The sequence below is a fragment of the Micromonospora sp. NPDC051925 genome (assembly GCF_044548625.1).
Taxonomy (GTDB): domain Bacteria; phylum Actinomycetota; class Actinomycetes; order Mycobacteriales; family Micromonosporaceae; genus Micromonospora.
In genome coordinates this window covers 360,402-387,041 of sequence record NZ_JBIUCH010000003.1, presented here as the reverse complement: position 1 = coordinate 387,041, position 26,640 = coordinate 360,402, and the positions used below count along the sequence as shown (strand labels likewise).

The 26,640-nt window shown below is 69.1% G+C and carries 25 protein-coding genes and 4 tRNA genes; 22 read left to right on the top strand and 7 right to left on the bottom strand.

The genetic code is table 11. From position 1 onward, the window contains the following. Positions 1-487 precede the first annotated feature (487 nt). Positions 488-982: a YajQ family cyclic di-GMP-binding protein gene (locus tag ACIG87_RS06440; RefSeq protein ID WP_396848727.1), complete on the bottom strand. Its 495-nt coding sequence runs from the start codon at positions 980-982 to the stop codon at positions 488-490. Between the two features lie 148 nt (positions 983-1,130). Here ACIG87_RS06440 and ACIG87_RS06435 point away from each other — a divergent pair. Further along, a tRNA-Tyr gene (locus ACIG87_RS06435) sits at positions 1,131-1,214 on the top strand. Between the two features lie 113 nt (positions 1,215-1,327). Here the strand turns inward: ACIG87_RS06435 and ACIG87_RS06430 are convergent. The 4 genes from ACIG87_RS06430 to ACIG87_RS06415 form a co-directional block, all read right to left on the bottom strand. Then, complete coding sequence (locus ACIG87_RS06430; protein WP_396848725.1) at positions 1,328-2,197, bottom strand: hypothetical protein; 870 nt, start codon at positions 2,195-2,197, stop codon at positions 1,328-1,330. A 155-nt stretch (positions 2,198-2,352) separates the two neighbouring features. Continuing rightward, positions 2,353-3,255 carry a DMT family transporter gene (locus tag ACIG87_RS06425; protein ID WP_396848724.1) on the bottom strand — a complete coding sequence of 301 codons (903 nt, stop codon included), beginning with the start codon at positions 3,253-3,255 and terminating at the stop codon, positions 2,353-2,355. Next, positions 3,245-4,003 carry a 2'-5' RNA ligase family protein gene (locus tag ACIG87_RS06420; RefSeq protein ID WP_396848722.1) on the bottom strand — a complete coding sequence of 253 codons (759 nt, stop codon included), beginning with the start codon at positions 4,001-4,003 and terminating at the stop codon, positions 3,245-3,247. The genes ACIG87_RS06425 and ACIG87_RS06420 overlap by 11 nt, the downstream gene beginning before the upstream one ends. Positions 4,004-4,015: 12 nt before the next feature. Beyond that, positions 4,016-4,801 (bottom strand): GntR family transcriptional regulator, encoded by a 786-nt coding sequence (locus ACIG87_RS06415; RefSeq protein WP_396848720.1) that lies wholly within the window; start codon positions 4,799-4,801, stop codon positions 4,016-4,018. Between the two features lie 326 nt (positions 4,802-5,127). Here ACIG87_RS06415 and ACIG87_RS06410 point away from each other — a divergent pair, with 326 nt between their 5' ends. The 3 genes from ACIG87_RS06410 to ACIG87_RS06400 are packed head-to-tail and all read left to right on the top strand — an operon-like array spanning position 5,128 to position 6,408. After that, positions 5,128-5,508: a hypothetical protein gene (locus tag ACIG87_RS06410; protein ID WP_396848719.1), complete on the top strand. Its 381-nt coding sequence runs from the start codon at positions 5,128-5,130 to the stop codon at positions 5,506-5,508. Positions 5,509-5,566: 58 nt separating this feature from the next. Then, a complete protein-coding gene (locus tag ACIG87_RS06405) occupies positions 5,567-5,812 on the top strand; it encodes a precorrin-4 C11-methyltransferase (protein ID WP_396848717.1) in 246 nt (81 codons plus the stop codon). 53 nt (positions 5,813-5,865) lie between these two features. Beyond that, a complete protein-coding gene (locus tag ACIG87_RS06400; protein ID WP_396848716.1) occupies positions 5,866-6,408 on the top strand; it encodes a DapH/DapD/GlmU-related protein in 543 nt (180 codons plus the stop codon). Between the two features lie 165 nt (positions 6,409-6,573). Here the strand turns inward: ACIG87_RS06400 and ACIG87_RS06395 are convergent, their stop codons facing one another. Then, positions 6,574-7,053, bottom strand: coding sequence for a hypothetical protein (locus ACIG87_RS06395; protein ID WP_396848714.1), 480 nt, complete (start codon positions 7,051-7,053; stop codon positions 6,574-6,576). A 54-nt stretch (positions 7,054-7,107) separates the two neighbouring features. Then, entirely contained in the window at positions 7,108-7,629 is a 522-nt protein-coding gene (locus tag ACIG87_RS06390; protein WP_396848712.1) for a hypothetical protein, read from the bottom strand. Between the two features lie 552 nt (positions 7,630-8,181). On the opposite strand from ACIG87_RS06390, the gene ACIG87_RS06385 reads away from it, so the two are divergent. The 18 genes from ACIG87_RS06385 (at position 8,182) to ACIG87_RS06300 (ending at position 26,555) form a co-directional block, all read left to right on the top strand. Continuing rightward, positions 8,182-8,328, top strand: a complete 147-nt coding sequence (locus ACIG87_RS06385; protein ID WP_396848711.1) for a hypothetical protein — start codon at positions 8,182-8,184, stop codon at positions 8,326-8,328. A 63-nt stretch (positions 8,329-8,391) separates the two neighbouring features. Next, complete coding sequence (locus tag ACIG87_RS06380; protein ID WP_396848709.1) at positions 8,392-10,914, top strand: putative bifunctional diguanylate cyclase/phosphodiesterase; 2,523 nt, start codon at positions 8,392-8,394, stop codon at positions 10,912-10,914. A gap of 96 nt (positions 10,915-11,010) precedes the next feature. Next, positions 11,011-11,083: transfer RNA gene (locus tag ACIG87_RS06375), tRNA-Thr, on the top strand. A gap of 26 nt (positions 11,084-11,109) precedes the next feature. After that, positions 11,110-11,182: transfer RNA gene (locus tag ACIG87_RS06370), tRNA-Met, on the top strand. A gap of 132 nt (positions 11,183-11,314) precedes the next feature. Next, positions 11,315-11,482, top strand: a complete 168-nt coding sequence (gene rpmG / locus ACIG87_RS06365) for a 50S ribosomal protein L33 (RefSeq protein WP_091242082.1) — start codon at positions 11,315-11,317, stop codon at positions 11,480-11,482. A gap of 130 nt (positions 11,483-11,612) precedes the next feature. Then, positions 11,613-12,059 carry a MaoC family dehydratase N-terminal domain-containing protein gene (locus ACIG87_RS06360; protein ID WP_396848707.1) on the top strand — a complete coding sequence of 149 codons (447 nt, stop codon included), beginning with the start codon at positions 11,613-11,615 and terminating at the stop codon, positions 12,057-12,059. A gap of 1 nt (position 12,060) precedes the next feature. Beyond that, positions 12,061-12,453, top strand: coding sequence for a MaoC family dehydratase (locus ACIG87_RS06355; protein WP_396848705.1), 393 nt, complete (start codon positions 12,061-12,063; stop codon positions 12,451-12,453). A gap of 127 nt (positions 12,454-12,580) precedes the next feature. After that, positions 12,581-12,653, top strand: a tRNA-Trp gene (locus ACIG87_RS06350). 215 nt (positions 12,654-12,868) lie between these two features. Further along, positions 12,869-13,288, top strand: coding sequence for a preprotein translocase subunit SecE (gene secE / locus ACIG87_RS06345; RefSeq protein WP_396848703.1), 420 nt, complete (start codon positions 12,869-12,871; stop codon positions 13,286-13,288). Positions 13,289-13,327: 39 nt separating this feature from the next. Then, positions 13,328-14,050: a transcription termination/antitermination protein NusG gene (gene nusG / locus ACIG87_RS06340; protein ID WP_396848702.1), complete on the top strand. Its 723-nt coding sequence runs from the start codon at positions 13,328-13,330 to the stop codon at positions 14,048-14,050. Positions 14,051-14,237: 187 nt separating this feature from the next. Beyond that, positions 14,238-14,669, top strand: coding sequence for a 50S ribosomal protein L11 (gene rplK, locus ACIG87_RS06335; RefSeq protein WP_396848700.1), 432 nt, complete (start codon positions 14,238-14,240; stop codon positions 14,667-14,669). 80 nt (positions 14,670-14,749) lie between these two features. After that, the gene (gene rplA / locus ACIG87_RS06330) at positions 14,750-15,466 is read left to right on the top strand and encodes a 50S ribosomal protein L1 (protein WP_396848698.1); all 717 of its coding nucleotides are present in this window, start codon (positions 14,750-14,752) and stop codon (positions 15,464-15,466) included. 76 nt (positions 15,467-15,542) lie between these two features. Continuing rightward, a complete protein-coding gene (locus ACIG87_RS06325) occupies positions 15,543-16,418 on the top strand; it encodes an ATP-binding cassette domain-containing protein (protein WP_396848696.1) in 876 nt (291 codons plus the stop codon). Continuing rightward, the gene (locus ACIG87_RS06320; protein ID WP_396848695.1) at positions 16,415-17,101 is read left to right on the top strand and encodes a hypothetical protein; all 687 of its coding nucleotides are present in this window, start codon (positions 16,415-16,417) and stop codon (positions 17,099-17,101) included. The genes ACIG87_RS06325 and ACIG87_RS06320 overlap by 4 nt, the downstream gene beginning before the upstream one ends. Before the next feature lie 383 nt (positions 17,102-17,484). Continuing rightward, positions 17,485-18,033, top strand: coding sequence for a 50S ribosomal protein L10 (rplJ, locus tag ACIG87_RS06315; RefSeq protein WP_088644793.1), 549 nt, complete (start codon positions 17,485-17,487; stop codon positions 18,031-18,033). A 55-nt stretch (positions 18,034-18,088) separates the two neighbouring features. Then, positions 18,089-18,478, top strand: a complete 390-nt coding sequence (gene rplL / locus ACIG87_RS06310; protein ID WP_396848693.1) for a 50S ribosomal protein L7/L12 — start codon at positions 18,089-18,091, stop codon at positions 18,476-18,478. Between the two features lie 588 nt (positions 18,479-19,066). Further along, positions 19,067-22,498, top strand: a complete 3,432-nt coding sequence (locus ACIG87_RS06305; RefSeq protein ID WP_396848691.1) for a DNA-directed RNA polymerase subunit beta — start codon at positions 19,067-19,069, stop codon at positions 22,496-22,498. A 166-nt stretch (positions 22,499-22,664) separates the two neighbouring features. Continuing rightward, entirely contained in the window at positions 22,665-26,555 is a 3,891-nt protein-coding gene (locus ACIG87_RS06300; RefSeq protein WP_396848689.1) for a DNA-directed RNA polymerase subunit beta', read from the top strand. The last annotated feature ends 85 nt before the right edge of the window (positions 26,556-26,640 follow it).

The following is a 26,640-nucleotide window of genomic DNA, read 5'->3' as shown; positions in this document are numbered from 1 at the left end:
CAGGATCACCGCAGCGGCCCTCGTACTCCTGCACGTCGAGCACAACCGCACAACCTGATCACCCAACGCCACGACCCGTTACGCGGAAAGGCTCAGTCTCCCAGGGCCTGGGGTGTGCCGGCTGCGTGCCTGACAGTCGGGTCAACAGGGGTCAGCAACGGGGAGTCGCCTGCCCGGACTCTCACTCGCTTTCTCAACGACGAGCCTTATCACCAGCAGGTTCACGATGGTCTGCCTAGCGATCAAGACACTTCCCAAACTGAGAGTCCAGTGAGGCCCCAGGAGGCGGGAGGTCCGGTTGCTGTCGACAGCAGTGGTGACAGCAACCGGGCTGGGCGTCGGAGACCGGCAGCGGAGACGGGACCAGGCCAGGCCGTCACCAGGCCGTCGGAGGCCGATCATGAGCGACCAACGACGACCACTGGTGACGACGTTTGCCCAGTTGCAGGGCGTGTCTGGCCCGGCTACCAGGCTGGCCAGGGCTTGGCTACCTGTAGTTGGTGAACTGGAGGGCCACCCCGAAGTCCTCGCCCTTGAGCAGCGAGATGACGGCCTGGAGGTCGTCCTTCTTCTTGCCGGTCACCCGGAGCTGGTCGCCCTGGATCTGCGCCTGCACGCCCTTCGGGCCCTCCTCGCGGATCTTCTTGCTGATCGCCTTGGCCTTCTCCGACTCGATGCCCTGGATCACCTTGGCGTCGATCTTGAAGATCTTGCCCGAGGAGCGCGGGTCACCGGCGTCCAGCGACTTCAACGAGATGTTCCGCTTGACCAACTTCTCCTTGAACACGTCGAGCGCGGCGGCGACCCGCTCCTCGGTCTCCGCCTGGAGGCTGATCGCCTCCTCTCCCGACCAGGAGATCTCGGCGCCGGTGCCACGGAAGTCGAACCGCTGGGCAAGCTCCTTCTCCGTCTGGCGGAGGGCGTTGTCGACCTCCTGCCGGTCGACCTTGCTCACGATGTCGAACGACGGGTTCGCTGCCATGCTGATGCTCCTGCTGTCCGGCGGTCTGTCAGGGTCGTCGTGGTGCTGACCAGCCCCACGACCCTCTGACGGTACCCGGTTGCCACGCCCCGGGGGGTGACCGCTATCCTTGCTTCCGCCGCCGCGTTACGACGCGGTGGTACGCCCTGGCGGGTTGCCCGAGCGGCCAATGGGAGCGGACTGTAAATCCGTCGCGAAAGCTACAGAGGTTCGAATCCTCTACCCGCCACCAGGTGCACGTAGGAAGCCCCTGACCAGCGCGAACGCTGGTCAGGGGCTTCCTACGTGAGTCTCACTTTCGTCCCACTCCGACCGGTCGACCCGGCCACCTGCGTGGCATACGTGTCACCGTTCGATCATGTTCGCTGCGGGAGTGAAGCCCGATCCAGCGGGTGCCTGTCGGGCGGGAAACCGGGTGCACTCGGCCAGAGTGGCGTCGTCGTATGCCTTGGCGCGCGGCCACCTTTTGCCCTGCGGATCATTGGCCTCTGCCGCGCGGACCTGTCGGATGACCTCGGCTGGCCCTTCCCCAGCGATGAGGGCGAGAACTGCCGGCCAGTCCGCCAGGGCGAACTGGTCCACGATGCGGCTGGCCCCGTCACTGAGTAGAACGGCACCCCTGAGTCCCGAGACAGGCCAGCTCCCGGTCAGCGCTTCCGCCGCCGCCCCCGGGTCGTCGGCGGCGACCCAGAAACCGCCGGGCTGGTTGCGGTGGGTGCGGAGGGCTTCGACGTATTCGAGGAGCGCCTGGTCGTGTTCGACAGTTCCGTTCGGGGCGGCATCGATCGCGGCGCGGTAGCGGCTGCCGACGGCGTCCACCCGGCCATCGGTGATTACTTCGGGGGCGTCCCCGGCGTGGTCGAGGACCAGTACGGAGTCGGCGAGCGCGAGGTAATCGGCGCGGTCGCCGTCGACCCGGAAGATGGTGACGGTCGCTGACGGACTGCTCGGGTCACTGATGTCGCAGGTGTCCCGGTGCGCGTTGGCAACCTGTGCGATGGCCTGGCCGAGGATGGCGGTGAGGTCCCGCCCGTCGCCGGCCGCCAGTTGGGCGAGCAGCGCCCCGCCGAGCCTGCGGGTGTACCAGGCGACGCCGTGGAGACAGGTCGATGTGGTGCCGGACAGACCGGCACCGTCGAGCAGGACGACGGCATTCGGTACGGCACCGGTGAAGTCTTCGTTGGGCTGGTCGGGCTTGGCCGGGCTGGTTGCCATGACGACCTGCATCAGCGTCCTCTACACGGTTCAGGGGCGATGATCCGATCCGGCGGATGGTGTCGGTGGCCGGCTTCGACTCGGTGACCATCCGGGTGGCCCGGCTAATCCGAACCACCCGAGTACGAGGATTGCTGATCGATGTGACGTGTGGGTTATCCGATTTCGGCGGAACGTTTCCGGGTCAGGGTGACCCCGGCGAGGACCAGGGCGATGCCGGCCACGATCGCGGTCGTTACGGCCTCGCGGAGGATCACCCAGCCGAGGAGTGCGGCGACGACGGGCAGCAGATAGGTGACCACTGAAGCGGCGGTCGGTCCCTCGTCGTCGATGATGCGGTAGTTCAGGACATAGGCGGCCCCGGTGCCGAGCACCCCGAGCACGAGCAGGCTCACCACCGCATCAAGCCGCCACACCGGCGACTCCAGGCCGGCGAACGGCAGCGCCGGAACAAGCAGCACGGTAGCCGCGCCGAGTTGGGCCGCCGACAGCATGAGTGGCGGTATTCCGCGCCCGGTCAGGTACCGGCCCATGTAGACGTAGCCGAGCCCGTAACTGGCCGCAGCGGCGAGGCAGGCGAGTCCGCCCCAACTGGCGATCTCACTCGCGGACTCCCACGGCGAGAAGATGACCACGACACCGAGGAAACCGAGGGCGAACCCGGCGGCCTTCTTCATGGTGACGGCCCGATCGACGCCGACGAGGAATGCCAGGAGCAACGTCCAGAGCGGCGTGGTCGCGTTGAGCACCCCGGCCACGTTCGACCCGATCGTCTCCTCAGCGATGCCGAACAGCAGGTACGGCACGGCGTTGGCGACCAGGGCCGCCAGGAACAGGTGACCCCAGAGCCGTCCCTGTCTCGGAAAGCGGAGTCCCCGGGACAGGGCGATCGGGGTCAGGATCAGGAAGCCGAGCAGGAGCCGGGCGAACACGATCTGCACCGGGTTGAAGCCGCGCAACGCGAGCTTGATCCAGAGGAAGCCGGAGCCCCACAGCAGTGCGAGAGCTGCCACCCGGGCGACACCGGCCCGGCTGATGCGCGGGCGGTCAGTCTTCAACGGGCATCTCGTAGTCCAGGCCGTTCACGTCAGCGCGGATGGCGGTTTGCGTCATCTGGGTTTCCTCGGTCGGGATCGCGGACGTGTTGCTGTGTGCAGGGCCCAGGAGCGGTAGCCGTGCGATCGGAGACCACTCGTACATCTGGCGGTCTCGGTGCATGTCGATGACGTCGACGTGGGTGATCCGAACGGCGGCGGCCATCGGCTCGGTCACCGCGACGGCGCGGACGTAGGGCTCGGCTGGCCCTTCGGTCGTCAGGTAGGCGACGCTGACGTGTGGCCGGAACCGGTGGGAATCCTCGGGTACGTTCGCGTCCCCGAGAATCTGGCCGACAGCAGCCCGGGTGGTGGTGCGAAGCCGGTTCACGGCTTCTGCGGGCGTCGCCGGCATGACGATGGCCTCGTCCGCGACGACGACCTCACCGAACTGGACGTCGACCGGACTCAGGCGGGCGAGCCGGCCCCGGGCCTCGTCGATGATCGCGGCCAATGTGTCGTCGGCAACCTCGTCGGTGAAGCCGATGCCCTGCATGGTGAGGTGCAGCCACCTATCAGGGATGAGAGTCAGGGCAGGGGCCGTGCCCAGCGCCGACCGGTAGGAGTCAGCCAGCCGGTACAGCTCGGGCTGGTTCTCGAAGGTGACGTGGAAGGCGTAGAAGCGCCGGCCGACGCGCCACCCGGGTCGCCACCACCAGTGGTTACGGACCCGGTCGGCGTGCTGCCCGGGTGGAAGGTCGGCGAGCGACACGGCGTACTCCTGTCAGACGTCGGACGGCGCGTCCGGCGCAGTGGCCGTCGGCTCCACGGCGTACTCGTCGATAATCATGATTCGGTCGGCGGGCCAGATCGATTCGGATACTTCGAGGATGGTGTCGTCCTCGGCTCGGGCCGTGTGGATCACGTGCATGACCGGGGTGCCTGTGAAAAGCCCGAGGAGTGCCGATTCCTCGGCCGTGGGAAGGCGGGCGATCCACTGGTCCCGCGCCGTCGCGTAGCGCTTGCCGCTCAGGTCTTCGACGCAGAGGAACAGGCCCTTGGGTGTCACCGTGGGCTCCTCCAGGAAGGTGCCGGTGGCGATCTCGGCGGGGAGGTAGCTGGCACCGATCTCCTCGGGCTTGCCGGTCTCCCGATCGAAGAGGTGGCGGCGACGGACCACCACCTCCGTGTCGGGCTCGACGCCCATGACCTCGGCGATGTGCGCCGGGACCGGTACTCGCCCGGCGAAGACGATCTCGTGCCGGAGGTGCGAGGTCAGGAGTTGTCGGTCCTGACGGGCACGTCCGTAGCGGTCGCGGGATCGGCGGTGCAGTCGCCGGCTCTCGCGGACGAACGTGCCGACGCCGTGGCGGGACTCGATCAACCCTTCGGCGCGAAGGACGCCGATGGCGTTCCGGAGGGTTACCGGGCTGACCCGGAACCGTTCCGCGAGGGCTGTCTCGGCGGGAAGGCGGTTGTCCGGCTTGAACATGCCCTCGCGGACCTCCCGCCGCAGCTGAGCTGCGATCTGTAGGTACTTGGGTGCCCGAGCACCAAGATCCTCGGTCATGTCCGCCCTATCCGCGCGGGTCCTGTGGAGGTCTATCCCTGTGGAACACAGTAGCGTCCGGCTTTCCTGAATTGGTCCTATAGAGGTCTTGCTTGCCCGCTCGCAGTCTACCTATAGTCCTCTATATGACTTGCCGACTATGCGTAGTGCGCAGGAGTCGGTGACGAGTGGGACGAGGAAGGATGGGCGATGTCGATCCCCAACGTGATCAGGTTCCCGGTGTCGGCCAGGGCTGTCGGTGTCAGACGTGAGCCCCTTGCGCTGTGGCATGCGCCGCTGCTGACCCTGGCCCAGGCGTACCGGTGTGGCGGCGGGCGGTGGCCGCGATGACCCGTACCGGAAGATCGGTCGCCGGCACCACCCACCCGCGGTGGTGTACCCCCGAGCGCTGCGGCCACCTGGTTCCGCCGGTGCTGCCGCACATGGCCCGCCGCCACCGTGGCCCGATGCACCGGGTCGGCGAGACTCGGGCGAGTGGCCTCGTCATGACGTACCTGATCAGCGCGGCGACCCCGATGGCGCCGCTCGTCACCGTGCACGTGGCGGGCCGGGCCGGCAACGCCTGGGCCGAGTTGTCCCTGCCCCAGGCCGCCGCACTGGCCGAGCAGCTGCGCGAGCTCCTGACCCACGCGGCCGAGCAGAACGACGCGGACGAGGACCGCGCCGGGCAGGACGATGCGGGCCGGCTGGGGGATGGCGATGAGTGAGGGGGGTCGGCCGGTGGTCTGTCCGGTGTGGTGTCGGGGGTGTGGGCCGAACGATCCGATGCACAGGGGGTTCCTCGCCACCGTGGGGCGGGAGCAGACCGGCTGGGTGAACCTGCAACTGCTCGTCGACCGGTTCATCAGGCGCGAACCGTCGATCAAGCTGGACGCCACCCGGTACGGCGGCACCCAGGCGGTGCTGCTGTCGAGCGGGCAGGTCGACCGGCTCATCGAGGAGTTGACCCAGGCGCGTCGGCTCATGCGGGCACCGGTCGGCCCGTCGGGGCAGGCGGGGGAGCGGCGGTGAACGGCGGTGGCCCGCAGCGCCCCCGGGTCCGCCGCATCGGCGAGGATCGCGGGATGTCCGACGACCGTTTCCTGCGTATCCACAGCCCCGAGTTCCAGGCGATGGCGGCGAGGGTGCTGCGGGCCACCGAGCTGACCTCCCGGCTGAACGTTCTGCCGTTCGCCGAGGATGCCGGCCGGGCGGAGTTGTTCACACAGCTTCTCGGGCGACCGTTGCCGGCGCGGGTCACCATCTATCCGCCGTTCTACACCGACCACGGGCTCAATCTGGACATCGCAGAGCGGGTGTTCGTCAACCAGAACTGCACGTTCCTCGACTACGCCGGCATCCGGCTCGGCGAGGGCGTCATGGTCGGCCCGAAGGCCACCTTCATCACCCTCGGCCACCCGGTCGACCCCGTGCAACGGCGGGAGTGGCTGACCGGTGCGCCCATCGACGTGGCGGAGAACGTCTGGATCGGGGCCGGCGCGACCGTCCTCCCCGGCGTCCGCATCGGCCGCGACGCCGTGGTGGCGGCCGGCGCGGTGGTCGCCGACGACGTCCCGCCCGCCACCCTGGTCACCGGCCCCAAAGCCACCGTGCGCCGCCAGTGGTGACCCCCATCCGTCTCGCCGGTGGGGCGATGTAGCGGTATCGGGCTGGCCCCGATACCGCTACATCGCCCCACTCGAGTCGATCATCCGCCCCATCCCGGCACGTCGGGCCGGTCACGCGCCCAGCCGACGTCGGGCCGATCACCGGCCTCGGCCACGTCGGGTCGGTCAGCGCCCGTTCCGGCCCGGCCGCGTCGACTCCGGCGTGGCCTCGTGCCCAGGCATCCCGTGGGTACGCCGCCGCTGCTTCATCTCCGCCTCGTAGATGTGCCGCCGACCGCCGGCCAGCTTCTCCCGCGCGTCCCGCTCGATCTCCTGGAACGTGGCGTAGTAGCCGTCGTCGAACTCCTCCACGATCTGGAACGTCCACCGACCGGGGAGCAGGTTGCGCCCCAACAGCTCGTGCTCGACCCGGTCGGCCACCTCGTCGTGCCCGGCCTCGCGGAGCAGCGCCACCACCCGGTCGAGGGTGAGGTCCGCGCCGCCGACGAGCTGGTGCGCGGAGTACAGGTGTCCGCGTACCCGGTGGATCGTCTCCAATGCCTCGCTCAGCTTGCCCAGCGCCTCGACGGTCGCGTCGTCGACCCCCGCCGGGCGCGCGTGCTCCGCGTCCACCGACCCGTTCTGACCTGCCATAGCGGCCGACATACCCCCGAACCGGGTTGGCTATCCCACCCGCCCCTGGGCGGGTGGGGCGGTGGTTCAGCCGTCCTCCGTCGCGGTGTCGCCGATCAGGCGTCGAGCTTCGGCAATCACGTCCGCATCGACCTTCGCAGCCGCTTCCCTGGGATATGGGTGCCCGTCATGGACGACGGCCTCGACGCACTCGTACGCGTCGTCCAGGGCGATGAGTTCGGCCGCGAGGGGAGTGCCGTCCCGGGTGATGAACCCGTACGCCCAGGAGGTGAGGTCGCGGGAGGTGATCTGCCCGTCGAGTAGCCGGCGGGCCATGATGCGGACGGCTTCGTCCGCACCTTCCCGGCTTCCCTCCCGATAGAAGGTCAGGGAGAGTTCGGTAAGAGCATCGCGGAGCCAACGACGCAGCTCGTCACTCTCGCTGCCGGGAACAGGCGAGATGCCCGCCACGATCCGCAGGGTCGGACTGTCCACCCCTGCCACGAGGCAGTCGCAGGCGGCCCTGATCACCTTGGCCGCCGGAGCCGATCCGACGCTCCACAGGGCGGCGGTGTTCTGGAGACGGGCGAGCGGGCTCTCGCTGGGCATCGGAACATGGTCCACCGTCACATTGGGCGTTGTCTCCCAGATATCGGGTTCGTCGTCCGGAGCACACCGTTCCATCGAATGATGCAACCGTCGGATACGGCCGACCGGTTGACCGCCGCTGGACAGGAGGTTCGCCTGTCGGTCGGCTCGCCACCGTACGCGCGTTTTGTCGTTGATCTGGCGCGGAGTCCGTCGACTCCCGACAGGCCGCTTCCGTACCCGGCGAAATGAGCTATGGTGATCGATGTGACGGTTCCGGGAGCGGTCGTCGCGGCCTTTGACGTCGAAGGCTGTCCTGTTGTCCGGAGAGCCGCTCCGCGCCGTTAAGATCGGGTTTGCGTCGATAGTGACATTGAGCGATTCGTGGAGGCTGCTACCCCGTCCTGGTGCCGGTGATCTGGCACGGGGAGGTGACGGTGGTGGGCCGAACGGCGGAACCTACCCGCTGCTCGGACCAGCACCGCTCTCCCCGCTTTTCTGGGTACCCGAGGTGTGGCACGATCGTGGAACCTCCACCATCCCCCCGTGAACACTCTCTCGACAGGAGCAATCATGTCTGGTCGAAGGCTGGGCCGGCTGTTTGGCTCGCTCCTCGTGCTCGCCACCATCCTGGGTGGACTCGCCGTCACCGGCGTCCGCTCCGTCGACGGCGGAGCGCAGATGGCGGACGTCGTCTGGACCATGGGCAGCGCGCGCTAAGCCCCGGCGTCGTTCCCGCTCCCGGTGCCCTGGGGGCGACGTCTCTCAGGGAGAGGGTGGCGCATGGCCAGCCGAGATCAGCGGCGTAAGTCCACCGAACGCGCCTGGTTCATCACCGCACCCCTGGCCCTGTTGGCCATCGTCTTCAGCACCGCGATCGGCGTCCTCTCCCGCCCCTCCTTCGGGGAATGGGGCCTGGCGTTCCTGATTTTCGTGGCGATGACGGGGATCAGCATCCCGGTCCTGAACGTCATCGTCCGGCGGCAGTCGGTCGGGGTGACGTTGACCGAGGTGCCCCTCGTCGTCGCGCTCTTCTTTCTGCCACCGCTGACGGTGGTGCTGATCTACACGCTCTCCGTGCTGATCTGGAGCGCGTCGCACCGCTTCGCGCCGGCCAAGTTGTGGTTCAACGTGGCGAAGGCGGCGGCGGCCACCTCGCTGGCGGGGCTGCTCCTGCTGGCCCTGCCGCCGTTGGCGGGGGTCGGGCCGGGCACCTGGGGCAGCCTCTTCCTGGCGGTCAACACGATCACCCTGGTCAGTCTGCTCTCGGTGGCCGGGGTGCACGTGCTGTTGCAGGGTTGGCAGGCCGGCCGGGAGGCGCTGCGTACCGCGCCCTCGGTCTTCCTCACCACCTCCATCAACGCCTCGGTGGGCCTGCTCGTCCTGATCGCGTTGGAGACGACCTGGTGGTCGGTGTTGCTGCTGGCTGCGTTGTTCGCGGCGCTGTTCCAGGTCTACCGCTCGTACTCCCAGTTCTTCCGGCAGCACCGCACCCTGACCGGCATGTACGACCTGACCCGGCTGCTCACCACCAGCGCCGAGGGGGCGCTCGCCGACATCCTCCTCGACCGGGTGCGGGGCCTGATGCAGGCCGAGTACGCCACCCTCTGGCTGCCCGCCCAGCGGCGGCACCCGGAGGTGTTGCTGACCGCCCGGGTCGACACCCCCGGCCTGCTCGACTTCGCACCCACCCCGGCGGTCTTCCGGGAGCAGGCCCGCGAGCTGGGGAAGACGCTCTCGATCGGCCGGCTGCTCGGCGACGACACCGCGCTGCGCCGCGAGGTGGGCGCCAAGCAGGTCAAGGACGCCATCGTGGTGCCGTTGCGGTCCGGCCAGGCGGTGATCGGCACGCTGGAGGTCACCAACCGGCTCAGCGACATCGGCCACTTCACCACGAGTGACATCCCCGTCTTCGAGACCGTGGCCGCGCACGCCGCCGTCGCCCTGGAGAACTCCCGGCTGGTCGACCGGCTGCGGCACGACGCCTACCACGACGCGCTGACCAAGCTGCCCAACCGGCGTCGGATCACCGCCGCGCTGGCCGAGGCGGTGAAGATCCGGGCGCCCGGCGAGGTGGTCGCCGTGCTGCTCTTCGACGTGGACGGGTTGCGCCAGGTCAACGAGTCGTTGGGGCATGCGGCGGGGGACAAGGTCCTCGCCGAGGTGGCCGAGCGGCTGCGCGCCTGCGCCCCCTCGTCCGCCCTGGTGGGTCGGGCCGGTGGGGACGAGTTCCTGGTCACGCTGCGGCTGGAGAACGCGGAGGCGGCCCTGGAACTGGCCGCCCAACTGCGGGAGCAGATCCGCGACGAGATGGTCTTCGACGCGCTCACCCTCGACGTGGACACCGCGGTCGGGGTGACGGTGCATCCCGATCACGGCAGCGACGCCGCCGTACTGCTGCAGCGGGTCGACCTGGCGGCCACCGCGGCCAAGGCGGTGCCGGGCAGCGTCCAGCTGTTCAACCCGGCGTTGGAGTCGCGGTCGCTGCGCCGGCTCGGCCTCGCCGGCGACCTGCGCCGCGCCCTCGACGAGGGGGAGCTGGAGGTCTACTTCCAGCCGAAGGTGACCCTGCGGGACCGCCGGCTGCTCGGGGTGGAGTGCCTGGCCCGCTGGGAGCATCCCGCGCACGGCACGGTCTCCCCGGAGGACTTCGTCGCGGTGGCCGAGCACACCGGGCAGCTGGGCCGGCTCACCGAGTTCGTCCTCCGGGAGGGGCTGCGGCGCAGCCGGGACTGGAGCCACACCGGGCAGCCGCTGGCGGTGGCGGTCAACATCGCCGCCCGCTCGCTCACCGACCGGGACTTCCCGGACCGGGTGGGGGAGCTGCTGACCGAGTACGGCGTCCCGCCGCAGCTGCTGACCGTCGAGATCCCGGAGGCCGCGGTGCTGGACGGCACCGAGCGGCCGATCCCCACCCTGCGCCGGCTGCGGGACCTCGGTGTCCGGCTCGCGGTGGACGACTTCGGCACCGGCAACTCCTCGCTGGCCCAGCTGCGCCGGCTCCCGGTGCACGAGGTGAAGGTGGACCGGTCGTTCGTGCAGGGGATGGCCACCGACCCGGGCGACCTGGCGATCGTGAACGCGGTGGTGACGCTCTCCCAGCAGTTCGGCCTGGCGGTGGTGGCCGAGGGGGTGGAGAGCGAGCTGACCCTCGAGCTGCTCCAGGACATTGGCTGTGAGATCGGGCAGGGCTTCCTGTTCAGCCGGCCGCTGCCGTACGAGCGGCTGGAGGCCTGGTTCGGCGCCCAGGTGGACCAGGAAGTGACCGACCCGGGTGGGCTTCCCAGGCTCCGCGCCGTGCCCTGAGCTGGGCGTACGCGGCACACGGGGATCCCATTTCACCCCCGGCGTGGTGCCGTGTAATGTATCCCCTGCGCGACGCCCTCCGGGGTGATCGGGTAGGCCCCCTTAGCTCAGTCGGCAGAGCGTCTCCATGGTAAGGAGAAGGTCTACGGTTCGATTCCGTAAGGGGGCTCAGAGGGTCCGGCTGGACCCGCCTGCGGCGGTGTAGCTCAGATGGCAGAGCAAGCGGCTCATAATCGCTGTGTCGCCGGTTCAAGTCCGGCCACCGCTACTCTCGTCCTCCGGGCTCATCCCCGGCGGTCGGTGGGACGGGCGCCATTGGCGCCCACTTTGCATGTCCAGGCATTGTCCGCGTAGGCTGATGCGCTGTAGTTGATATCCGTAGCGAGGAAGGCACTCCGCCGTGGCGAAGGCGACCGATGTCCGGCCGAAGATCACTTTGGCGTGTGTGGAGTGCAAAGAGCGCAACTACATCACGCGTAAGAACCGTCGTAACGACCCGGACCGTATCGAGCTGAAGAAGTTCTGCCCCCGGGACGGCAAGCACACCGCCCACCGCGAGACCCGCTGACCCTCGGCCGGCAGCACGCCGGCCCGGTCCCGTAGCGACAACCCGAACGCCGATCCGCACGGATGGCGCGGCCTGAGAGCCGCCTGCCCGTACGGGTCGGCGTTCGGACGTTCCGTGTAGGTTCGGCGGCATGTCCCTGGACCCGTCCTTCGTCGGCCGGACGTATCCGCCGACGGCCCCCTATCAGGTGGGCCGAGAAAAGATCCGCGAGTTCGCCACCGCCATCGGCGCCACCGACCCGGCCCACCACGACCCGGCGGCCGGCCGTGCCCTCGGCCACCCGGACGTGGTGGCCCCGCCCACCTTTCCGGTCCTGATCACCATGGCCGCCACCCAGCAGATCGTCGACGATCCCGCGCTCGGGGTCGACTACAGCCGGGTGGTCCACGGCGACCAGCGCTTCGCGTACACCCGGCCGGTGGTGGCCGGGGACGAGTTGGTCTGTGTGAACACCATCGAGGAGATCAGCAACCGGGGTGGGCACGGTTTCCTCACCACCCGCACCGATGTGACCACCGTGGCCGGTGAGCCGGTGGTCGCCGTCTGGTCCAAGCTCGTCGTACGTGGGGAGTCCTGACGTGGAACTGCCGACCCGGACGTTCCGGGTGACCCGGGCGGACCTGGTCCGCTACGCGGGCGCCTCGGGCGACTTCAACCCGATCCACTGGAGCGACCGGACCGCCACGAAGGTGGGCCTGCCCGGGGTGATCGCCCACGGCATGTTCACCATGGCGCTGGTCGGTCGGGCGGTCGCCGAGTGGGCCGGCGCACCCGATGCGGTGGTCGACTTCGGGGTGCGGTTCACCCGGCCGGTGGTCGTCCCGGACGACGACGAGGGCACCGAGATCACCGTCGACGCGGTGGCCAAGGAGGTGACCGAGGCGGGGCTGACCAGGCTCGATGTGACTGCCCGGTGCGGTGGCGAGAAGGTTCTCTCGCAGGCTCGGGCGACCGTCCGGACGACCGGCTGACCGGTCGTCGGAACGTGCCGGGCAGGACCGGTTGGGAAAGTCGGGGCGCTACCCGTACACTGGTCCGCCGTGGGGCAAGTGACTCCTGCACGGCCGGTTGGGCCGGGTGGGGCGAGCGTTGCCGCACAGGGGTGTAGCTCAATTGGCAGAGCAGCGGTCTCCAAAACCGCAGGCTGCAGGTTCAAGTCCTGTCACCCCTGCGCCTCAGGCCTGACCGTTCCCGTGGGTCGCGCCGCCGAAGGGCGGCGTCCGGCCCGTGGTGGTGGCATCGGCGGGGTGGTTTCGAGGCAACTCGGAGCCCTTCGTCCGGTCCGCCGGCCGCGGCCCGTCGCGGGACGGTTGGTCCGGCCGGCGTGACCAGCGCGCCGCGTACGCCTCCCGGCGTACGAACCGACATCCCGCGACGGAGGGCGAAGTGGCCGAGAGCAAGCGGCGCGGCGAGGACGCCGGCGACGACGGTCTGCGCGACGAGCGTGACGAGGTCGTCGACGAGGTGACCGCCGACGGCGACGCCACCGACGACGACGCCACCGACGCGGACGAGCCGGTATCCCGGGGCGGTACCGCGACCCGTTCGCGGACCCGCGCAGGTGCGGCCGACAGCAAGCCGAAGACCCGGTCCGAGACCGACCGGGTGGGGCCGTTCGCCCGCATCGCGCGTTTCTTCCGCGAGGTGGTCGCCGAACTGCGTAAGGTCATCTGGCCGACCCGCAAGGAACTGCTGACCTACACGGCCGTGGTGGTCACCTTCGTCGCGGTGATGCTGACGATCGTGGGCCTTCTCGACTTCGCCTTCGCGAAGGGCGTGCTGTGGGTCTTCGGCAGCCCCAGCTGACCGGCCCGACTGAGCCGATAGTGACGGAAGTGAGCAAGCGTGCCTGAGTACGACGAGACCGCCGAGACCACGGACGACCAGTCCACGGTCGCGACGGCGGCGAGTGACGAGTCGGTCGAGGCCGCCAGCGAGCCGGAATTCCCGACCACGGAGCCTGAGCCGGACGAGGACTACGACCCGGTCGCCGAGCTGCGCCAGAAGCTGCGCTACGCGCCCGGCGACTGGTACGTGGTGCACTCGTACGCCGGCTACGAGAACAAGGTCAAGACCAACCTCGAGACCCGGATCATCTCCCTCGACATGGAGGAGTACATCTACCAGGTCGAGGTGCCGACCCGGGAAGAGGTCGAGGTCAAGAACGGCAAGCGTTCCCAGATCCAGGCCAAGGTCTTCCCCGGCTACATCCTGGTCCGGATGGAGCTGACCGCCGAGTCGTACTCCTGCGTGCGCAACACGCCGGGGGTCACCGGCTTCGTGGGGGCCACCGACCGGGCCGACCGGCCGGCGCCGCTGAGCCTCGACGAGGTGCTGAAGTGGCTGGCCCCGGCGGTGGAGACCGAGCAGAAGAAGGCCAAGCCCGAGATCAGGGTCCTCGACTTCGAGGTGGGCGACTCGGTCACCGTCACCGACGGCGCGTTCGCCTCGCTGCCGGCGACGATCAGCGAGATCAACGCCGATCAGCAGAAGCTCAAGGTGCTGGTGTCGATCTTCGGCCGGGAGACCCCGGTCGAGCTGAACTTCAACCAGGTCGCCAAGATCTGACGACGTTCCTCGTCGCCGGCGGTGGGCAGCGGCCCGCCGCCGGCGACGTCGTTCCACCCCGGCGCGGACCTCGGCGCAGAGGGTCGCCGGGCGCTGCGCTACTCTTGAACGTCGCCGCTGTCGCACCGCGCTGACCGTGCGCGCCCGTGGCCGGCACCTTTCCCAGTTCCAAGCCCCAGGAAGTGACATGCCTCCGAAGAAGAAGCTCGTCAAGACGTTCACGCTTCAGCTGAAGGCGGGCCAGGCGACTCCGGCTCCGCCGGTCGGCCCCGCGCTCGGCCAGCACGGCGTGAACATCATGGAGTTCTGCAAGTCCTACAACGCGCAGACCGAGTCCCAGCGGGGCGACATCGTCCCCGCCGAGATCAGCGTGTACGAGGACCGGTCCTTCACCTTCGTCCTGAAGACCCCGCCCGCCGCCCGGCTGCTGCTCAAGGCCGCCGGTGTGGAGAAGGGCTCCGGCGTGCCGCAGAGCCAGAAGGTCGGCTCGGTGAGCCAGGCCCAGGTGCGCGAGATCGCCGAGAAGAAGATGGCCGACCTCAACGCCAACGACGTCGACCAGGCTGCGAAGATCATCGCCGGCACCGCCCGGTCGATGGGCATCGTCGTCAACGACTGACCCCGGTCAGCCCTCAAGATCAGTTCGTGGGAGGGCACGCGTCGACCGCGGCCCGCCAGAGACCACAGGAGTAACCCGAGATGCAGCGCAGCAAGACCTACCGCAAGGCCGCCGAGGCCATCGACAAGTCGAAGCTCTACACCCCGGCCGAGGCGGTCAAACTCGCCAAGGAAACCACCAACGCCAAGTTCGACGCCACGGTCGAGGTCGCCATGCGCCTCGGCGTCGACCCCCGCAAGGCGGACCAGATGGTCCGCGGCGTGGTCAACCTGCCGCACGGCACCGGTAAGACCGCCCGCGTGATCGTCTTCGCCGCCGGCGCGAAGGCCGAGGAGGCCGTCGCCGCCGGTGCCGACGAGGTGGGCACGGACGAGCTGGTCGCCCGGATTCAGGGCGGCTGGCTGGACTTCGACGCGGCGATCGCCACGCCGGACCAGATGGCCAAGATCGGCCGGATCGCGCGGATCCTGGGCCCGCGCGGCCTGATGCCGAACCCGAAGACCGGCACGGTGACCATGGACGTCACCAAGGCCGTCTCGGACATCAAGGGCGGAAAGATCACCTTCCGGGTGGACAAGCACTCCAACCTGCACCTGATCATCGGCAAGGCCTCGTTCTCCGAGACCCAGCTGATCGACAACTACGCCGCGGTGCTGGACGAGGTGCTCCGCGTCAAGCCGTCCGCGGCCAAGGGCAAGTACCTCAAGAAGGTCACCCTGGCCACCACCATGGGTCCGGGCGTCCCGATCGACCCGAACGTGGTGAAGAACGTCCAGGAGACCGGCGCCGAGGGCTGAGCCCGGCTTCTCCCGCGAAGGGCCCCGCCACCGTGGCGGGGCCCTTCCGTGTGTCGAGGTGTGACAGGCTCGCCGCATGCGACTGGAGGACGTCCGGCTCCGGTACCACCGGGGCGGCCCCTGGGTGCTGCGCGGGGTCACGGCCCAGCTCGATCCGGGCGAGGTGGCCGTGGTGCTCGGCCGAAACGGGGCGGGCAAGTCGACCCTGCTGCAACTCTGCGCCGGGGCGCTGCGTCCGGTGCGGGGCCGGGTGGTCGACCGCCCCCGACACGTCGGCTGGGTGCCCGAACGATTCCCCGCCGACCAGCCGTTCACGGTGGCCCGTTACCTGACCGCCATGGGCCGGATCGCCGGCCTGGGCCGGGCCGAGGCCGACCGGGCCGTCATCCGCTGGACCGACCGCCTGGGCCTGACCCCGTTCCGTGCGGTCCGCCTGCCCGAGCTGTCCAAGGGCACCGCGCAGAAGGTCGGCCTGGCCCAGGCGATGCTGCGTATCCCGGGCCTGCTGGTCCTGGACGAGCCCTGGGAGGGGCTGGACGCCGCCGCCCGGGGCCTGGTCCCGGAGCTGATCGACGAGGTGCTGGCCGGTGGGGGAGCGGTCCTGGTCAGCGACCACCGGGGCGAGACGGTCCGGCTCCCGGGGGCCCGGCACTGGACGGTGACCGACGGCCTGGTCACCGAGGAGCAGACCACCGGACCATCGGCCGTCGCGGTGGTCGAGGTCGCGGTGCCGGCCGCGCGGCTGGCCGGCACCGTCGCCCGGTTGCGCGCCGACGGCCACCACATTCTGCGGGTACGCGAACCCACCGCCCCGCCCCCGGAGGCGGCTGCGCCGCCGGTCGCCGTCCCGCCCTCGCAGGCGACGGCACCACCGCTCGCCGACCCGCCTCCGGGCGGTGGGTCGGCGGGTGGCCCGGCGCTGGGCGGTCGGGCGGGGGAGGTGGCCCGGTGAGCGCGTTGGTCCGCATGCGGCTGGCGGGGTTCCTGCGTACCGGACGGGCGCTGGCGCCGCTCCTGGCCGGCCTGCTCGTCCTCGGCGTCCTCTACGGCGGCGGACGCGCCCAGCCGGCGGAGGCGTACGGCGTCAGCGCCGTGGTGCTCTTTCCGGTGCTGGCCTGGCAGGCCAAGATCATGCTGGACGTCGAGCCGGACGTGCAGCGCCGGCTGGCGCAGGTGCTCGTCGGTCCGGCCCGGGACCGGCTCGCCGGGCTGCTCGCGGCGCTGGTCGCCGGGGTGGGCACGGCGCTGGTGGCGCTGCTCTTCCCGTGGCTGGTCGGCGGGGTGGCCGAGCCGGGCCCGGGTGACCTGCCGTTGCTGGCGGGGCTCGCCCTCGGGCTCTGGGCGCACCTGCTCGCCCTGCTGCCCGCGACGGCGTTGGGCGCCCTGGCCAGCCGGGCCCTGACCCGCAGTGCCGGGTACGGCGTCTCGGTGCTGGCGGTGGGCGTGGTCGGCACCCTCGTGCTGGGCCTGCGTGGCTCGGTGTCGCCCTGGTTGGTGCCGCCGGTGCTGGCGACCGCGCGGGCGCTCACCGGCCCCCTCCCGGCCGGTACCGCCCTGCTCCTCTCCGGCTGGGCCTGCGCCTGGGCCGGGCTGGCGCTGGCCGGCTACGCCTGGCGGCGGCGGGTCCGCCCCTGACGATGCGGACGCAGCAGCAGGCCCCCGGCCAGGTGACCTGCTTCTGTCGGTCGGGCCCCGGGGTCGGTCGCGCCTCGGGGTCGGTCGGGGGCGATTTGGTGATGGCCGGACACGTCGCGTAACCTGGGCGGGTAGTTCCACCCAGAGACCGCTGGTCACCGTGCCCCGGCACGGTCGAAGGCTCCGCGACGACGGGCGACCCGCGCAGGGCGGTAAGCGTAATTCGGTTCCTCTCCGTGGTCCGTCGACCGCGGTGATCGGTCCGGCCCTCGCCCCGCGCGCCCTGCGCCGGGGCTTTTCGTTTGTCGTGACGCCTCCGGTGCCGTCGCAGAGCCTCGTGCTCCTCGACGGCGACCAGCTCCGAGTAACGAGAGAGGAGGGACATGGCGGACAAGCCGATCCGGGCCGACAAGGCCACGGCCGTCGCTGAGCTGACCGAGAGCTTCCGTACCTCGGGCGCTGCGGTGCTCACCGAGTACCGTGGTCTGACGGTTTCCCAGCTCACCCAGCTGCGGCGCTCGCTCGGCAAGGAGACCACCTACACGGTCGCGAAGAACACGCTGGCCAAGCGTGCCGCGACCGAGGCGGGCATCTCCGGCCTCGACGAGCTGTTCACCGGTCCTACCGCGCTGACTTTCGTTTCGGGCGACGTCGTCGAGGCGGCGAAGGGTCTTCGCGACTTCGCGAAGGCCAACCCGAAGCTCGTCATCAAGGGCGGTGTCTTCGAGGGCAAGGCCATTTCCGCGGCCGAGGTCACGAAGCTTGCCGACCTGGAGTCCCGTGAGGTGCTGCTGGCCAAGCTGGCCGGCGCGATGAAGGGCAACCTGAGCAAGGCCGCGGCCCTGTTCCAGGCTCCGCTCTCCAAGGCCGCCCGTGCGGCGGCTGCCCTGGCGGACAAGAAGCGCGAGCAGGAGGGCGCCGAGGCGGCCTGAGAGGCCTCCCGGCGCACCACGTTCTTAATTTTCATTGCGAGAAAGGACGCCAGACATGGCGAAGCTCAGCACCGACGAGCTGCTCGACGCGTTCAAGGAGATGACGCTGATCGAGCTCTCTGAGTTCGTGAAGCAGTTCGAGGAGACCTTCGAGGTCACCGCCGCCGCTCCGGTCGCGATTGCCGCCGCTGGTGGCGCCGGTGGTGCCGCCGCCGCTCCGGTCGAGGAGGAGAAGGACGAGTTCGACGTCATCCTCGAGGCCGACGGTGGCAAGAAGATCCAGGTCATCAAGGTCGTGCGTGAGCTGACCGGCCTGGGCCTCAAGGAGGCCAAGGACGCGGTCGAGGCCGCGCCGAAGGCGATCCTGGAGAAGGTCAACAAGGAGACCGCCGAGAAGGCCAAGGCCAAGCTCGAGGGCGAAGGCGCCAAGGTCACCCTCAAGTGACCTGAGGTCGGCCTCGGGTCGACTTCGCGTGGGTCCGGCTCGAGTGAGCCGTGGCACATCGCACCCATGGCGGGCGGTGATCCGGGAACGGATCACCGCCCGCTGTGCGTGGTCACTCCGGGTGTCAGTGGCGTGAGCAGGGAGTTCGCACCGGGTGTGCGGCGCGGTGGAGGCGTCCCGGGATAGTTCGTCGGTGGGAAACCGGGTGGGCAGCCGGGATGAGGCTCTTGACGTGGCCCCGGCCTGCCAGGCACGCTGACACCAGCAAGACCTTCCGCGCTTGCGACGGCCACCTCTTGGGTAGAGGCTGCGGCAGCATCAGCAGCTGCTCTACCCGAGCGGCCCGCCAGGAACGTCGCGTTCCGAGCGGCCCGGTCCGACCCCGATTCTCGGGGTTCCGAGGCACGTTCCGCGACGGCCTGCGGGATGGGCTGGACAGCGGTTAGCCTCTCGGCTACACTGCTAGTTTGCGCTGCCTTCCGACGTAACCCCTGCTCGGAAATGTCCGGTTACGGATATTTCTGGTGGGGTCATTGGAGTGCACGCATACCAGCCGTTCTGCAGCACCGGTCCTCGGAAGGACGCATCTTGGCAGCTTCCCGCCCTGCGAAGACCAGTCGTACGTCGAGCGCTTTCGCTCCCCGCCGAGTTTCTTTCGGCAGGATCACCGAACACCTCGAGGTCCCCAACCTCCTTGCCATTCAGAACGAGTCCTTCGACTGGCTCGTCGGCAACGAGGCTTGGCAGGGCCGGTCGGCGGACGACCCGCACGCACGCTCGGGTCTCGCGGAGATCCTCGACGAGATCAGTCCCATTGAGGACTTCTCCGGCACCATGTCGCTCTCCTTCTCGGCGCCGCGCTTCGACGAGGTCAAGGCCTCGATCGAGGAGTGCAAGGAGAAGGACCTGACCTACTGCGCGCCGCTGTTCGTGACCGCGGAGTTCACCAACAACACCACTGGCGAGATCAAGAGCCAGACGGTGTTCATGGGTGACTTCCCGATGATGACGCCGAAGGGCACCTTCATCATCAACGGCACCGAGCGCGTCGTGACCAGCCAGCTCGTCCGCTCGTCCGGCGTGTACTTCGACAAGCAGCCGGACAAGACCTCCGACCGCGACCTGTCCAGCGTCAAGGTGATCCCGAGCCGGGGTGCCTGGCTGGAGTTCGACATCGACAAGCGCGACACCGTCGGTGTCCGGATCGACCGCAAGCGCCGTCAGGCCGTCACGGTCGTACTCAAGGCCATCGGTTGGTCGGCTGAGCGGATCCGCGAGCGGTTCGGCTGGTCCGAACTGATGATGACCACGCTCGAGAAGGACCACATCGCCGGCCAGGACGAGGCCCTGCTCGACATCTACCGCAAGCTCCGCCCTGGCGAGCCGCCGACCCGCGAGAACGCCCAGACCCTGCTCGACAACCTCTTCTTCAACCCGAAGCGGTACGACGTCGCCAAGGTCGGTCGGTACAAGTTCAACAAGAAGCTCGGGCTGAACGTGCCGATCACCACCGGCACGCTCACCGAGGACGACATCGTCTCCACCGTCGAGTACCTCTGCCGGCTGCACGCCGGCGAGGACGGTTACGAGGCGGACGACATCGACCACTTCGGCAACCGTCGGATCCGTACCGTGGGTGAACTCATCCAGAACCAGGTCCGGGTCGGCCTGTCGCGGATGGAGCGGGTCGTCCGGGAGCGGATGACGACGCAGGACGTCGAGGCGATCACGCCGCAGACCCTGATCAACATCCGCCCGGTGGTGGCGGCGATCAAGGAGTTCTTCGGTACGTCGCAGCTGTCCCAGTTCATGGACCAGACCAACCCGCTGGCGGGGCTCACCCACCGGCGGCGGTTGAACGCGCTCGGTCCGGGTGGTCTGTCCCGGGAGCGGGCCGGCTTCGAGGTCCGGGACGTGCACCCGTCCCACTACGGCCGGATGTGCCCGATCGAGACGCCCGAAGGCCCGAACATCGGTCTGATCGGCAACCTCTCGACGTTCGCCCGGGTCAACCCGTTCGGCTTCATCGAGACGCCGTACCGCAAGGTCGTCGACGGTCGGGTCACCGACCAGGTCGACTACCTGACCGCGGATGACGAGGACCGGTTCGTCAAGGCCCAGGCCAACGCGCCGCTGAAGGCCGACGGCACCTTCGCCGAGGACCGGGTCCTGTGCCGCCGTAAGGGTGGTGAGACCGAGGACGTGATCCCGGCCGCCGTCGACTACATGGACATCTCGCCGCGGCAGATGGTCTCCGTCGGCACCGCGATGATCCCGTTCCTCGAGCACGACGACGCCAACCGCGCGCTCATGGGCGCCAACATGCAGCGTCAGGCGGTGCCCCTGGTCAAGGCCGAGGCCCCGCTGGTCGGCACGGGCATGGAGTACCGCGCGGCCGTGGACGCCGGCGACGTGGTCGTCGCCGAGGTCGGCGGTGTGATCGAGGACCTCTGCGCCGACTACATCACCATCCACCAGGACGACGGCCACCGCCGGACGTACCTGCTGCACAAGTTCCGCCGCTCCAACTCCGGCTCCTGCGTCAACCAGAAGCCGGTGGTCTTCGAGGGCGACCGCGTCGAGGCCGGCCAGGTCATCGCCGACGGTCCGTGCACCGACGAGGGCGAGATGGCGCTCGGGCGCAACCTGCTGGTGGCGTTCATGTGCTGGGAGGGTCACAACTACGAGGACGCGATCATCCTGTCGCAGCGCCTCGTGCAGCAGGACGTGCTCACCTCGATCCACATCGAGGAGCACGAGGTCGACGCCCGGGACACCAAGCTCGGCCCGGAGGAGATCACCCGCGACATCCCGAACGTCAGCGAGGAGATGCTCGCTGACCTCGACGAGCGCGGCATCATCCGGATCGGCGCCGAGGTCGTCCCCGGCGACATCCTGGTCGGCAAGGTCACGCCCAAGGGCGAGACCGAGCTGACCCCCGAGGAGCGGCTGCTTCGTGCGATCTTCGGTGAGAAGGCGCGCGAGGTCCGGGACACCTCGCTGAAGGTGCCGCACGGCGAGACCGGCACGGTCATCGGTGTGCGTACCTTCTCCCGCGAGGACGGCGACGAGCTGCCGCCGGGCGTCAACGAGCTGGTCCGGGTCTACGTCGCCCAGAAGCGGAAGATCCAGGACGGTGACAAGCTCGCCGGCCGGCACGGCAACAAGGGCGTCATCTCGAAGATCCTGCCGATCGAGGACATGCCGTTCCTGGAGGACGGCACCCCGGTCGACATCGTGCTGAACCCGCTGGGCGTGCCGTCCCGGATGAACATCGGGCAGGTGCTGGAGACCCACCTCGGTTGGGTGGCCAAGACCGGCTGGAAGGTCGAGGGCGAGGACGCCGACTGGAAGCGTCAGCTCCGGTCGATCGAGGCGCACGAGTCCGAGCCGGACACCAACGTGGCCACTCCGGTCTTCGACGGTGCCCGTGAGGAGGAGATCTCCGGTCTGCTCTCGTCGACCCTGCCCAACCGGGACGGCAACCAGCTGATCGGGTCCTCCGGCAAGGCGCGGCTGTTCGACGGTCGGTCCGGCGAGCCGCTGCCCGACCCGATCGCGGTCGGCTACATCTACATCCTCAAGCTCAACCACCTGGTCGACGACAAGATCCACGCCCGGTCGACCGGCCCGTACTCGATGATCACGCAGCAGCCGCTGGGTGGTAAGGCGCAGTTCGGTGGTCAGCGCTTCGGTGAGATGGAGTGCTGGGCGATGCAGGCGTACGGCGCTGCCTACGCCCTGCAGGAGCTGTTGACGATCAAGTCCGACGACGTCCTCGGCCGGGTCAAGGTCTACGAGGCGATCGTCAAGGGCGAGAACATTCCCGAGCCGGGCATCCCGGAGTCGTTCAAGGTGCTGCTCAAGGAGCTGCAGTCGCTGTGCCTCAACGTCGAGGTGCTCTCCAGCGACGGCGTGGCCCTGGAGATGCGCGAGACCGACGACGAGGTGTTCCGGGCCGCGGAGGAGCTGGGCATCGACCTGTCCCGGCGCGAGCCGAGCTCGGTCGAAGAGGTCTGAGGTGGTGTTCGGGGCAGGGTGGTGACCCGCTCCGGCGCGGGTACCAGGGCGCGATGCGAAGCAGGCGCGCTGGAACCCGCGAGGTCGGGCCTGATCCCGCTGCGGGTCACCCTGCCCCGAACCCCACCGGTTAGCTAGCAGTACAGACGACGACATAGGGGACATAGTGCTCGACGTCAACTTCTTCGACGAGCTGCGCATCGGCCTCGCGACCGCGGACGACATCCGTCAGTGGTCGCACGGTGAGGTCAAGAAGCCTGAGACGATCAACTACCGCACCCTCAAGCCGGAGAAGGACGGACTCTTCTGCGAGAAGATCTTCGGCCCTCAGCGGGACTGGGAGTGCTACTGCGGTAAGTACAAGCGGGTCCGGTTCAAGGGCATCATCTGTGAGCGCTGCGGCGTCGAGGTGACCCGGTCCAAGGTCCGTCGTGAGCGGATGGGGCACATCGAGCTGGCCGCTCCGGTGACCCACATCTGGTACTTCAAGGGCGTGCCGAGCCGGCTGGGCTACCTGCTGGACCTCGCCCCCAAGGACCTCGAAAAGATCATCTACTTCGCCTCGTACGTCGTGACGAGCGTGGACGCCGAGGCGCGTCACCGTGACCTCTCGACCATCGAGAACGAGATCCTCGCCGAGAAGCGGCAGTCCGAGAACAGCCGTGACTCGGAGATCGAGAAGCGGGCCGCCAAGCTCGAGGCCGACCTGGCCGAGCTGGAGGCCGAGGGTGCCAAGGCGGACGTCCGGCGCAAGGTCAAGGAGGGCGGAGAGCGCGAGATGCGCCAGATCCGCGACCGGGCCCAGCGCGAGATCGACCGCCTCGACGAGGTCCTCGACACCTTCCGCAAGCTCGACTCGAAGCAGTTGGTCACCGACGAGCTGCTCTACCGTGAGCTGCGCGACCGGTTCGGCGAGTACTTCACCGGCGGCATGGGCGCCGAGGCCATCAAGGCGCTGGTCCAGAACATGGACCTCGACGCCGAGGCCGAGAGCCTGCGCGAGACCATCCGCTCCGGCAAGGGTCAGCGGAAGATCCGGGCGCTCAAGCGGCTGAAGGTCGTCGCGGCGTTCCTGAACACCCGCAACTCGCCGCTCGGCATGGTGCTGGACTGCGTCCCGGTCATCCCGCCGGACCTGCGCCCGATGGTGCAGCTCGACGGTGGCCGTTTCGCGACCTCCGACCTGAACGACCTGTACCGCCGCGTGATCAACCGGAACAACCGCCTCAAGCGGCTGATCGACCTCGGTGCGCCCGAGATCATCGTCAACAACGAGAAGCGGATGCTCCAGGAGGCCGTCGACGCGCTGTTCGACAACGGCCGTCGTGGCCGGCCGGTCACCGGCCCGGGTAACCGCCCGCTCAAGTCGCTGTCCGACATGCTCAAGGGCAAGCAGGGCCGGTTCCGGCAGAACCTGCTCGGCAAGCGCGTCGACTACTCCGGCCGTTCGGTCATCGTGGTCGGCCCGAAGCTGAAGCTGCACCAGTGCGGCCTGCCCAAGCAGATGGCGCTGGAGCTGTTCAAGCCGTTCGTGATGAAGCGGCTGGTCGACCTCAACCACGCGCAGAACATCAAGTCCGCCAAGCGGATGGTCGAGCGGCAGCGGCCGGTCGTGTGGGACGTGCTGGAAGAGGTCATCGGCGAGCACCCGGTGCTGCTCAACCGGGCACCGACCCTGCACCGCCTGGGCATCCAGGCCTTCGAGCCGCAGCTGGTCGAGGGCAAGGCGATCCAGATCCACCCGCTGGTCTGCACCGCGTTCAACGCCGACTTCGACGGTGACCAGATGGCGGTGCACGTGCCGCTGTCCGCCGAGGCCCAGGCCGAGGCGCGGATCCTGATGCTGTCGTCGAACAACATCCTCAAGCCGGCCGACGGCAAGCCGGTCACCATGCCCACCCAGGACATGGTCATCGGTCTCTACCACCTGACCCACCTCATCCCTGGGGGCCAGGGCGAGGGCCGGGCGTTCAGCTCGGACGCCGAGGCGCGGATGGCCTTCGACGGGGGCGCGCTGCACCTGCAGACCCCGGTGAAGATCCGGCTGCGCAACGTGGTGGGCGTGGACAACGGCGCGGGCGCCGAGCCGTGGGTCGCGCCGGAGGGCTGGACCGAGGGCGACCCGGTGACCGTGGAGACCACGCTGGGCCGGGTCCTGTTCAACGAGACGCTGCCGCAGGGCTACCGCTTCGTGAACTACGAGATCCGCAAGGGTCAGCTCTCCGCGATCGTCAACGACCTCGCCGAGCGCTTCCCGAAGGTGGCCCTGGCGGCCACCCTGGACGGCCTCAAGGAGGCCGGCTTCCACTGGGCCACCTGGTCCGGCGTCACCATCGGTATGGAGGACGTCATCCCGCCGCCGCGCAAGCGGGAGATCCTGGAGCGGTACGAGAAGGAAGCCGACCGGATCGACAAGCAGTACCAGCGTGGTCTGATGACCGCCGAGGAGCGACGCGGCGAGCTGATCGAGATCTGGACCAAGGCGACCAACGAGGTCGCCAAGGAGATGGACACCGCGCTGCCGCAGGAGAACCCGCTGTGGAAGATGATCAACTCGGGTGCCCGCGGTAACCTGCTCCAGCTCCGGCAGATCGCGGCGATCCGTGGTCTGGTGGCCAACCCGAAGGGCGAGATCATCCCGCGGCCGATCAAGGCCTCGTACCGGGAGGGTCTGTCCGTGCTGGAGTACTTCATCTCCACGCACGGTGCCCGTAAGGGTCTGGCTGACACCGCGCTGCGGACCGCCGACTCGGGTTACCTGACCCGTCGTCTGGTGGACGTCTCGCAGGACGTCATCATCCGCGAAGAGGACTGCGGCACCGACCGGGCGATCCCGATGCAGATCGGCGAGCGCCTGGAGGGTGGCAAGCTGGTGGTGCACGAGCACGCCGAGACCAGCGTGCACGCCCGGACCCTGGCCGACGACATCAAGGGGCCGGACGGCACCGTGGTGGCACACCGGGGCCAGGACATCAACTCCATCGGGGTCGACAAGATCGTCGCCGCCGGGGTGGAGACGGTCCGGGTGCGCAGCGTGCTCACCTGCGAGTCGAAGCTGGGTGTCTGCGGTGCGTGCTACGGCCGCTCGCTGCCGACCGGCAAGACCGTGGACGTCGGCGAGGCGGTCGGCATCATCGCCGCCCAGTCGATCGGTGAGCCGGGCACCCAGCTGACGATGCGTACCTTCCACACCGGTGGTGTCGCGGGTGAGGACATCACCCAGGGTCTGCCCCGTGTCCAGGAGATCTTCGAGGCCCGGATCCCGAAGGGCAAGGCGCCCATCGCCGACACCCCGGGCCGGATCCGGATCGAGGACGGCGAGCGGTCCCGGAAGATCATCGTGGTGCCGGACGACGGCAGCGACGAGATCGTCTACGACAAGATCTCCAAGCGGGTCGGACTGCGGACCCACGACGGGGACCACGTCGAGGTCGGCGAGAAGCTCACCGAGGGCACCATCGACCCGCACGAGCTGCTGCGCATCCTCGGCCCGCGTGCGGTCCAGGTCCACCTGACCCAGGAGGTCCAGGAGGTCTACCGCTCGCAGGGTGTGCTCATCCACGACAAGCACATCGAGATCATCATCCGCCAGATGCTCAAGCGGGTGACGGTCATCGACTCCGGCTCGACCGAGTTCCTGCCGGGCGTGCTGGTCGACCGGGCGCTGTTCGAGTCGGAGAACCGCCGGCTCGTCGGCGAGGGTGGCGAGCCCGCCGCCGGTCGTCCGGTGCTGATGGGTATCACCAAGGCCTCGCTGGCCACCGACTCCTGGCTCTCGGCGGCCTCCTTCCAGGAGACCACCCGGGTGCTGACCGACGCGGCGATCAACTCGCGCAGCGACTCGCTGGTCGGCCTCAAGGAGAACGTGATCATCGGTAAGCTCATCCCGGCCGGTACCGGCATCAGCAAGTACCGCAACGTCCGGGTCGAGCCGACCGAGGAGGCGAAGGCCAAGGTCTACTCGATGACCGGCTACCCGGAGACCGACTACGGCTTCGGGCCGGCCAGCGGCCAGGCTGTTCCGCTGGACGACTTCGACTTCGGGTCGTACCGCTAGGCGACAACCGACGAAGGCCCCCGGCATCGCGCCGGGGGCCTTCGTCGTGTCCCGGGTCCGTCGGGATCTGCCGGGTTCGCCGGGG

What these genes read in the sequence shown, in the direction of transcription:
- ACIG87_RS06395 (WP_396848714.1), bottom strand. Translation starts at nt 7,053, where the DNA reads ATGTCGGCCGCTATGGCAGGTCAGAACGGGTCGGTGGACGCGGAGCAC.
- ACIG87_RS06325 (WP_396848696.1), top strand. Translation starts at nt 15,543, where the DNA reads ATGCGACTGGAGGACGTCCGGCTCCGGTACCACCGGGGCGGCCCCTGG.
- ACIG87_RS06390 (WP_396848712.1), bottom strand. Translation starts at nt 7,629, where the DNA reads ATGCCCAGCGAGAGCCCGCTCGCCCGTCTCCAGAACACCGCCGCCCTG.
- rplK (WP_396848700.1), top strand. Translation starts at nt 14,238, where the DNA reads ATGCCTCCGAAGAAGAAGCTCGTCAAGACGTTCACGCTTCAGCTGAAG.
- rplJ (WP_088644793.1), top strand. Translation starts at nt 17,485, where the DNA reads ATGGCGGACAAGCCGATCCGGGCCGACAAGGCCACGGCCGTCGCTGAG.
- rplL (WP_396848693.1), top strand. Translation starts at nt 18,089, where the DNA reads ATGGCGAAGCTCAGCACCGACGAGCTGCTCGACGCGTTCAAGGAGATG.
- ACIG87_RS06360 (WP_396848707.1), top strand. Translation starts at nt 11,613, where the DNA reads ATGTCCCTGGACCCGTCCTTCGTCGGCCGGACGTATCCGCCGACGGCC.
- ACIG87_RS06385 (WP_396848711.1), top strand. Translation starts at nt 8,182, where the DNA reads ATGTCTGGTCGAAGGCTGGGCCGGCTGTTTGGCTCGCTCCTCGTGCTC.
- ACIG87_RS06400 (WP_396848716.1), top strand. Translation starts at nt 5,866, where the DNA reads ATGTCCGACGACCGTTTCCTGCGTATCCACAGCCCCGAGTTCCAGGCG.
- ACIG87_RS06415 (WP_396848720.1), bottom strand. Translation starts at nt 4,801, where the DNA reads ATGACCGAGGATCTTGGTGCTCGGGCACCCAAGTACCTACAGATCGCA.
- ACIG87_RS06440 (WP_396848727.1), bottom strand. Translation starts at nt 982, where the DNA reads ATGGCAGCGAACCCGTCGTTCGACATCGTGAGCAAGGTCGACCGGCAG.
- rplA (WP_396848698.1), top strand. Translation starts at nt 14,750, where the DNA reads ATGCAGCGCAGCAAGACCTACCGCAAGGCCGCCGAGGCCATCGACAAG.
- ACIG87_RS06380 (WP_396848709.1), top strand. Translation starts at nt 8,392, where the DNA reads ATGGCCAGCCGAGATCAGCGGCGTAAGTCCACCGAACGCGCCTGGTTC.
- ACIG87_RS06430 (WP_396848725.1), bottom strand. Translation starts at nt 2,197, where the DNA reads ATGGCAACCAGCCCGGCCAAGCCCGACCAGCCCAACGAAGACTTCACC.
- ACIG87_RS06405 (WP_396848717.1), top strand. Translation starts at nt 5,567, where the DNA reads ATGCACAGGGGGTTCCTCGCCACCGTGGGGCGGGAGCAGACCGGCTGG.
- ACIG87_RS06410 (WP_396848719.1), top strand. Translation starts at nt 5,128, where the DNA reads ATGACCCGTACCGGAAGATCGGTCGCCGGCACCACCCACCCGCGGTGG.